Here is an 8,335-nt window from a genome sequence, read left to right as displayed (position 1 = left end):
GTCACCGCCTTCAGGACCGGTGCGGACACGTCCAGGCTGGCACGATGAGACATAGCGGGCTCCCGGGGAAGAGGAGATCGGCTTTGGCGAGACGATCTTGACCCCGAGAGCCCGCGCCTACATCTGGAACCCGCGCTCCGACCAGCGGCGATGCAATTCAGCCCGCTGAACCTGGTGAGAAAACCTCACTGGTACCACCCGCACATCCGGGAGGACTACACGCAGGAGATGGGCCTGTACGGGAACATCCTCGTCACCCCTGCCGATCCGGCCTACTGGCCGCCGACCCACCGCGAGATCGTCCTGACCCTGGACGACGTGCTGATCGAGGACGGCGCGATCGCGCCGTTCAGCCGGACCGAGACCACTCATGCGGCCATGGGCCGGTACGGCAACGTGCTGCTGGTCGGCGGCGAGACCGACCTGGCGCTGACCGCCCGGACCGGCGAGGTGGTGCGGCTGTGGCTGACCAACACCGCCAACAGTCGCGTCTTCGATGTCCGGCTGCCCGGTGCGCGGATGAAGCTCGTGGGCGGCGACAGCGGACGGATGGAGCGCGAGGAGTTCGTGCCTGGGGTGGTGCTCGCGCCCTCCGAACGGGCCGTGGTCGACGTGCTCTTCGACCACTCCGGCGACCTCTTTCTGGAGCACCGCACCCCCGACCGGACCTACCGGCTGGCCTCGATCTCCGTCACCGAAGACGTCGCGGAGCCGTCCCTGCACGCCGCGTTCGACGAGCTGCGCACCGCCCCGGAGCTGGAGACGGAGCGGCAGCAACTGGACGCGTGGCTCGCCGCACCCCCGGACAAGGTCCTCGCCGTGGTCGCGGAGATGGACGACCCGGGCGAGCTGCAGGCATCGGAGGCCGTCAGCTACGCGTGTCCGATGCACCCCGAGGTGGTCAGCGACCGACCAGGACGCTGCCCCAAGTGCGGTATGAAGCTGATGTCCACGTCCGCCGGCGCCAGCAGGGCGCGGGGCCACGGCATCGCCGACATGGCGGACATGGTGGGACACGCGATGGGACGCACCCTCGGGCGCCTCGTGCACCGCTCACCGCACGGCACTGCGCACGGGGAGCCGGAACACGCGGGCCACGGCGAGCACACCGCTCCCCACGGCGGCACGTACGACGGCATCGAGTGGGAAGACGACATGGTCGACTTCAACCGACAGACAACCGCGGCCACGATGCGCTGGAAATTGCTCGACCGGACCGAGGGCGGGAACGCTCCGCCGGTCGACTGGCGGTTCACCACCGGTCAGCGGGTGAAGATCCGGCTGGTCAACGAGATGGACTCCGACCACCCGATGCACCACCCGTTCCACATCCACGGGGCCGGTCGCTTCCTCGTCCTGGCCCGCGACGGCCGGCCCGAGCCCAACCTGGTGTGGAAGGACACCGTCCTGATCCGCCGCGGCCAGACCGTCGACATCCTGTTCGACGTCACCAACCCCGGCCGGTGGATGGCCCACTGCCACATCGCCGAGCACCTGCACAGCGGGATGATGTTCAGCTTCACCGTGGCCGGCGGGGCGACGTCATGACCGGCCCGGCACAGGACCCGGCGGCAGCCGAACAGTTCGACGTCGTCGTGGTCGGCGGCGGCCAGGCCGGCCTGGCCGCCGCCTGGCACCTGCGCCGGCACGGGCGTGCGCTACGTGGTCCTGGAGGCGGCAGCGGAACTCGGGCACTCCTGGCGCACGCGATGGGGATCCTTGCGCCTGTTCACCCCGCAGGAACCCGACCGTGCGGACTCGACCCGCGCGTCGCCCGGAACTGACCACGGCAACCTGGAGGGAGACGGCGATGTCCGGCAAGGAAGCCAAGCTCCTGGCCTTTCCGGTGTACCCGGGAGTGACGGCGTTGGACCTGGTGGGGCCGCTCACCGTCCTGCGCAACATGATCCGCACGCCGTATCGGACCGTCGTCGTCGGCGAACGGGCCGAGGAGCTGGCCACCGACACGCCACTGGGGCTGGTTCCCGCCGCCACCTTCGCCGAGGTCCCGGATCCGTTCGCCGTCTTCGTGCCCGGCGGCGGCCCGGCCACCCTGACGGCCATGCAGGACCAGGCGCTGCTGGGCTACGTCCGTTCCGCGGCGGCGTCGGCCGAGTTCGTCGGCGCCACGGGCAACGGCGCGCTCCTCCTCGGTGCCGCGGGGCTGCTCGAGGGACGACCCGCGGCGATCCAGTGGGCCTACCGGGAACACCTGGAGAACCTGGGGGCCACCTGGGCACCGGAGCGGTGGGTCGAGGACGGCACCATCCTCACCGCCGCCGGCGGTACGGCCGGCATCGACATGACGCTGGCCCTGCGGGCCCGGCTGACCAGCCTCGCCAGTGCCCGGATGGCGCAACTGTTCATCGAGTACGACCCCGAGCCCCCGTTCGGCCGCCTGACGCCGGCCGACGACGAGCTGGCCGGCATCGTGCGCACGACGCAGCATCGGGCCACGACGGGCGCCGATGCGACCGACGAACGGCTGATCGCCTTCGTGCTGTACCCGGGGCTGACCGTGCTCGACCTCGTCGGCCCCCTGCAGGTGCTCACCGCCCTGGAGAAGCTGTCGCCGGGCTACCGCACCGTGGTCGTGTGGGCTCGTCGCGAGCCGGTGCCCACCGACGTCGGCGTATCGGTGACCCCCGACCGGACCTTCGACGAGGTCCCCCACCCGGCGATCGTCGTCGTGCCGGGCGGCAGCGTCCCCACGGTCCGCGCGATGAGCGACCCGCTGGTCCGCGACTACGTGCGCAGCGCCGCCGCCTCGGCCGACCTGGTCACGTCGGTGTGCACGGGGTCGCTCCTCCTGGGTGCCGTCGGCCTGCTCGAGGGCCGTCAGGCCACCACCAACTGGTTCTACTCGGGAATCCTGGAGAACCTCGGGGCGAGCTACCAGCGCCGGCGCTGGGTGGATGACGGCAGGGTGATCATGTCGGCCGGCGTGTCCGCGGGCATCGACATGGCGCTGCACCTGGCTGCCCGGCTGACCGACGAGACCACCGCCCGGCGGGTGCAGCGGGCGATCGACTACGACCCGCAACCGCCGTTCGGCGGCATCGACTACGACCACATCAAGCCGCTGCCTCGCGCGATGCGCGGAACGATCGGCCTGGCCGCGCCGCTCGTGGCGGCGCGGCCGAAGCGGCTCACCCGAGCCGGCCGCTGAACCCGATCAGCCGGTGAAGGCCACCCGTCCGTCCCGATCGGCGTGCCGGGTGGCCCTCCGGACACCGGCCAGGGTGAGCGCGACGGCAAGGGCCGTCAGGGGCCAGCCGAGCAGGAGCTTGCCGAACGCGAGAAGGCCCGGCAGGTCCTCCCGGTAGAGGAACGCCTGCGCACTCGCGCGGACCGCGTAGACCACCGACCACCCCAGGGTGGCCAGTACGAACAGACGGCGCAGGCGCGCGTCGGTTCGCCACTCGCGCCGGCCGAAGAGCAGTCCGTAGAGGGTTCCGATCAGCGGCCGGCCCAGCGCCGCGGATGCGGCCAGGACGACGGCGTAGGCGGCGTCGACGTAGATGCCCGGCAGGAAGAAGCCACGCGCCTCGCCGGATCCGACGGCGAAGAGGATCGCGATCGCAAGTCCGGCCAGACCGGCCAGGGCCTGCTTGGGCGTCTCCTTGCGGGCCAGCCGCAGGACGACGATGCCCAGGCCGGTGGAGACTGCGGTCGCGATGGCCGCGGCCAGAGCCGTCGAGCGGGCGGCGTAGGCGCCGACGAGCGCATTTGCGGCCACGAACACCAGCGGCGGCAGGCCGCCGTCCACGGCGCCGCGCAGACCGCCGACCAGATCCCACACCCGGGCTCGAGGCGCGTCACCCGGTGCCGGTTCCTCGGCGGCCGTCGGCCACGGTCCTGAGACCTGCCCGGTGCCCGTCGTTGCTCGTAGAACGTTCATCGCGCTTCCCCTCCGACCAGCCCGACTTCGGTGTCCGGACGGCCTCACGGTCGCCGACGGTGCTGTCGCGGCGCTGTCGGCGCCGCCTCGTGATGTCGGCCGGCGCGTTCGGTCCGGTCAGCGTCCCGACAGCGCCCGGACAGCTCCGGTGCGCAGCGTCGTCTACGCAGTCGGCACCGCACTCCGACGACGACGGCAGGCGGGCCACGGAATGAACGGCGCCACACCGCCGTTCGCGGTACCCCACCGGGGTACCAATCAGGAAGGAGAAGCGTCATGAGTGCTCACGAGACGGCGGTCCGGAACGCCGCTGAGAGTTCCGAGCCCGAGCCGGTCCACACGCACGGGCCGGAGGCTGCGGTCCATCGGTCCGCGACCGTGGTCAACGGCGGACAGGCGCACACACCCGTGGCTACGCCTGGACGCAGACTGCGGATGCCGCTGGCCGTCTGGGCGATGGTGATCGGCGCCTTCGCGATGGGCGCCGACGAGTTCATCGTCGCCGGCGTCGTCCGGGAGATCGCCGCGTCGCTGGACGTGTCCATCGGCGCGGTCGGCCACTTCGAGAGCGCCTACGCCGTGGGGGTGGCCGTCGGCGCACCCCTGTTCGCCGCGCTCGGAACGCGCTTCCCCCGGCGCAGCATGCTGCTGACCACCACCGGGGTCTTCCTCGCCGGCAACCTGCTGTCGGCACTCGGGCCGTCCTACGGCGTGATCATGACTGGCCGGGTGGTCTCTGCCATGGCCCACGGGGCCTTCCTGGGCATCGCGGCCGTCTACGCCGCCGAACTGGTCGACCCGGCTCGCAAGGGTCGGGCCGTGGCCACCGTCTTCACCGGCCTCACCGCATCGACCGTGCTGGGCGCTCCGATCGGCGCCGCCGTCGGCCAGGCTCTAGGGTGGCGGTACACCTTCTGGACGCTCGTGGTCTTCGGCGGCGTGGCGTTGATCGGCCTGCTGGCCTTCCTGCCTGCTCGCCGGAGCAGCTCCCAGCAGCACCCCGCTTCGGACCCCGCTGCCGGGCACGCCGATGAGCACGGCCACGGCGTCGAGCACGCGGATGCGGACATCCGTCCTCCCGCCGGACACGGAGGCCACGGTCACGGTCACGACCACGGCGCCGCCGCTGAACCGGCTGCTGCCCACGGTGAGGCCGCCGGGACCGAAGGACTGGACGCCCACGCGCTGGCGCACCTGGGCGGGGGCGGACAGGGCCCGAGCATGCGGGAGCAGCTGGTCGCGCTCCGTCGTCCCGCGGTCTGGGCCGCCCTGCTGACCACCTTGTTGGGCTACGGCGGCGTGTTCACCAGCTACGTGTACATCGCACCGCAGTACACCGAGGTGACCGGCCTCTCCAGCAGCTGGATCACCCCGCTGCTGCTGCTCTTCGGAGCAGGTCTGTTCGTCGGCAACAACCTCGGCGGGCGGCTGGCCGACAAGCGGCTCATGCCGTCGGTCCTGGGCACGATTGCGACCCTGGGCGCGGTCCTGTTCGCGATGACGTGGCTGATCGAGCACACCGTGACGGCGGTGGTCGGCACGTTCGTGTTCGGTGTCGCCGCATTCTCCGTCGTGGCTCCGCTCCAGCTGCGGGTGATGAACGCGGCCGGGCACGCGCCGGACGTGGCGTCGGCGGCGAACATCTCCGCCTTCACCCTCGGCAGCGCGCTGGGCATCTACCTCGGCGGTGCCGCCATCGACGGAGGTCTGGGGCTCGCCTCGGTGAACTGGATCGGCGGCCTCATCAGCACCTCCGGCCTGGTCGTCGCCGTCCTGAGCTGGCTGCTCATCGACCGTCGTCAGCCTCGGACGCCCGAAACGCATCACCACCACTGAACCGGGCCGGGTTCCGGACGGCGAGTCGACCGGAACCCCGCTTCGGCACCGGGACCCCGGTGCCGTCGGAGGAACAGAAGGGAGGAACGGCCGTGCCCCACATCGTCCGGGAGCCGGGCGTCCTCACCGGGACGCGGATGGCCGCCTTCCTCGCCCTCGTCCACGCCATGAACGATGCGCTCAGCGCAGTACTGGGCGCGCTCCTGCCCACGCTGCAGGCGCGGCTCGCCGCCGGCACGACCACACTGGCGGTGCTCGTAGCGGCCCTCACCGTCAGTTCCTCGGTCACGCAGCCCGTCCTCGGCGCCGTCGCCGACCGGTTCGGTCTGCGCAGGGTCGCCGCCATCGGAGTGGGACTGGGCGCGATCGCGCTGAGCCTGGTCGGTGTCGTCGACTCCGTTCCGATCCTGCTGGGCCTGCTCGTCGTGGGTGGGTTGGGCTCGGCAGCGCTCCACCCGGTGGCCACCAGCATCGTGGGAGGCCCTGCCGCGCGGAACCCCGGCCTGGCGGTGGGACTGTTCACGGCCGGCGGCATGGCAGGCTTCGCCGCCGGTCCCGTTCTCATCCTGTACCTGGTCTCCTCGTTCGGGCCCGGGGCGCTGGCCTGGCTCATGCTGCCCGGCCTGCTCCTCGCCGCGGGCGTCGCTCTGCTGCTGCCGGAGTTCGAGCCGCATACCGACAGCCGACCGCTCCGCTCCCTGGAGCGGAGCATGTTCACCGGGGCTCTCGGGTGGCTCACGGCGGCATCGACCCTGATCGGTCTGGCGTTCATCGCCTTCACCAGCGGCGTACCGCTGTGGCTCGTGCAGTTCCACGGCCTGGCCGCCGACGCGCCACTGCTCGGCTGGACTCTCGGCGCCTTCTCCCTCGGTGCCGCGCTCGGCGCCGTCCTCGGCGGCGCCGTGGCTCCGCGGGTGGGCACCTCCCGGGTCACCGTCCTGTCGCTACTGGCCGCCGCCGGGGCCCTGGTCGTCGTCCTCAGCCTGCCGGCGGGGCCCGCGCTCCCCGCTGTGGCGGCACTCGCGGGTGCGCTGCTGTACGTGAGCCAACCCCTGTTGATCGTGGCGGCGCAGACGGCCGCGCCACGGAGTCCCACCGCCGCGGCCGGTGTCGTCATGGGGTTGGGCAGCGGCATTGCGGGCCTGCTCTACATCGGGGTCGGTGCGCTGCAGGAAGTCATCGGCCTCTCGCCCGCGATGACGCTGACCTTCCTTCTTCTGATCCCGGCCGCGGCCATCGCCCTCCGCGGGCTGACGTTCCAGCAGCGGCGCCGCGTCGGCGACGAAAGAGCGTAGACGGCCCACCGGAGTCAGGTGCCTGCTGACCGGCCCAACGGGCCCGTCGGCCGACTCTCGTACCCTTCAGATCGAATGGGGGTGGCCCATGGCGGCACGACTGTGGACGGCACTGGTGTTGCTGGCCGCCGTCCTCGCGGTGCACGGCCTGCAGTGCACCGATGCCACCGCCGGCGCGGCCCCTGCCGCCGTCCCGACGGCGATCGTCACCGTCGGCGCTCACCCGGCCGCGACTGCCGGGGCCCTGATGGCAGCGGAGCACGTCGAAGCGACCCCGGCTGCCGGCCCTGCCATGGGGCAGGACGCCGGCATCCCCGCCGCGCTGCTTCTCCTGGCCGGACATGGCAGCGCGGCCGGACATGGCAGCGCGCCGCACGGGGAGGACGCACACCTCTGGGTGGTCTGTCTGGCGGTGCTCGCCGCCGGCCTGGCGGTCCTGCTGGCACTGCGCCTCCCCCGGCTGGTTCAGCTGACCTCGGTGTTGCGGGTGCACGTCCGCGCCTCCGCTGCCGCCGTGGCCGACCGGCTGCGGCCCCCCGACCTCTCTGCCCTCTGCCTGCTGCGGATCTAGGCCGAACCCACGACCACCCCGCCCAGCATCTGCTGCACACGGGGCAGTCCTGGCATGCCTTCGATCCCACCACTGCGCAGAGAAGAGACCTGTCCCATGATCCGCACCACCGCACGCCTCACCGCCGCACGCCTCGCCGGCTCGCTCGTGGCCGGCGCCCTCGTCCTCGGCGGCTGCGCCGACGACACCTCCGACGCCGCCGGTCACGCCTCCATGACCAGCAGCGGTGGGTCCTCGTCCGACCCTTCCGACAGCGACGACGGCGCGTTCAACGACGCCGACGTCAGGTTCGCCCAGGGCATGCTGCCCCACCATGAGTCCGCGATCGAGATGGCGCAGCTGGCCGACGGCCGGGCCGCCGACCCGCGCGTCCTCGACCTGGCCACGCGGATCGAGGCCGCCCAGGCACCGGAGATCGACACCCTCACCGGCTGGCTGGACCAGTGGGGAGTCGAGGGCGACACCGGCCACGGCAGCACGGACCACGGCGACATGGGCGAGATGGCCGAGCAGGACATGCAGGCCCTCATGGCCGCCTCCGGCCCGGAGTTCGACCGGTTGTTCCTCCGGATGATGGCCGAGCACCACCGCGGCGCGATCCAGATGGCCGAGACCGAGGTGGCCCAGGGCCAGAACGCCGACGCGATCGCGATGGCCGAATCCATCCGGGACAGCCAGGCGGTGGAGATCGCCGACATGGAGCGGCTGCTCGCCGAGCTCGGCGGCTGAGCG

The 8,335-nt window shown here is 72.1% G+C and carries 7 protein-coding genes; 6 read left to right on the top strand and 1 reads right to left on the bottom strand.

Going from position 1 to position 8,335, the window contains the following annotated elements; translation table 11 throughout:
- The first annotated feature begins 150 nt into the window (after positions 1–150).
- Both CHB94_RS01810 and CHB94_RS01805 read left to right on the top strand, forming a co-directional pair.
- The gene (locus CHB94_RS01810; protein WP_141137397.1) at positions 151–1,548 is read left to right on the top strand and encodes a multicopper oxidase family protein; all 1,398 of its coding nucleotides are present in this window, start codon (positions 151–153) and stop codon (positions 1,546–1,548) included.
- Positions 1,549–1,810: 262 nt separating this feature from the next.
- Positions 1,811–3,169, top strand: coding sequence for a DJ-1/PfpI family protein (locus CHB94_RS01805; protein WP_089334837.1), 1,359 nt, complete (start codon positions 1,811–1,813; stop codon positions 3,167–3,169).
- 6 nt (positions 3,170–3,175) lie between these two features.
- Here the strand turns inward: CHB94_RS01805 and CHB94_RS01800 are convergent, their stop codons facing one another.
- Entirely contained in the window at positions 3,176–3,901 is a 726-nt protein-coding gene (locus CHB94_RS01800) for a DUF3159 domain-containing protein (protein ID WP_089334836.1), read from the bottom strand.
- 276 nt (positions 3,902–4,177) lie between these two features.
- Between CHB94_RS01800 and CHB94_RS01795 the strand changes: the two genes are divergently transcribed.
- From CHB94_RS01795 to CHB94_RS01780, 4 genes are all read left to right on the top strand, one after another.
- A complete protein-coding gene (locus CHB94_RS01795) occupies positions 4,178–5,737 on the top strand; it encodes an MFS transporter (RefSeq protein ID WP_089334835.1) in 1,560 nt (519 codons plus the stop codon).
- Between the two features lie 92 nt (positions 5,738–5,829).
- Positions 5,830–7,032 (top strand): MFS transporter, encoded by a 1,203-nt coding sequence (locus tag CHB94_RS01790; RefSeq protein WP_089334834.1) that lies wholly within the window; start codon positions 5,830–5,832, stop codon positions 7,030–7,032.
- A gap of 88 nt (positions 7,033–7,120) precedes the next feature.
- Complete coding sequence (locus CHB94_RS01785) at positions 7,121–7,603, top strand: hypothetical protein (RefSeq protein ID WP_141137396.1); 483 nt, start codon at positions 7,121–7,123, stop codon at positions 7,601–7,603.
- A 96-nt stretch (positions 7,604–7,699) separates the two neighbouring features.
- Positions 7,700–8,332: a DUF305 domain-containing protein gene (locus CHB94_RS01780; protein ID WP_089334832.1), complete on the top strand. Its 633-nt coding sequence runs from the start codon at positions 7,700–7,702 to the stop codon at positions 8,330–8,332.
- Positions 8,333–8,335: the final 3 nt, after the last annotated feature.

Source organism: Blastococcus mobilis, assembly GCF_900188025.1.
Classification (GTDB): domain Bacteria; phylum Actinomycetota; class Actinomycetes; order Mycobacteriales; family Geodermatophilaceae; genus Blastococcus_B; species Blastococcus_B mobilis.
The sequence above is the reverse complement of the archived record's forward strand: the minus strand, read 5'-3'. Positions and strand labels throughout refer to the sequence as shown.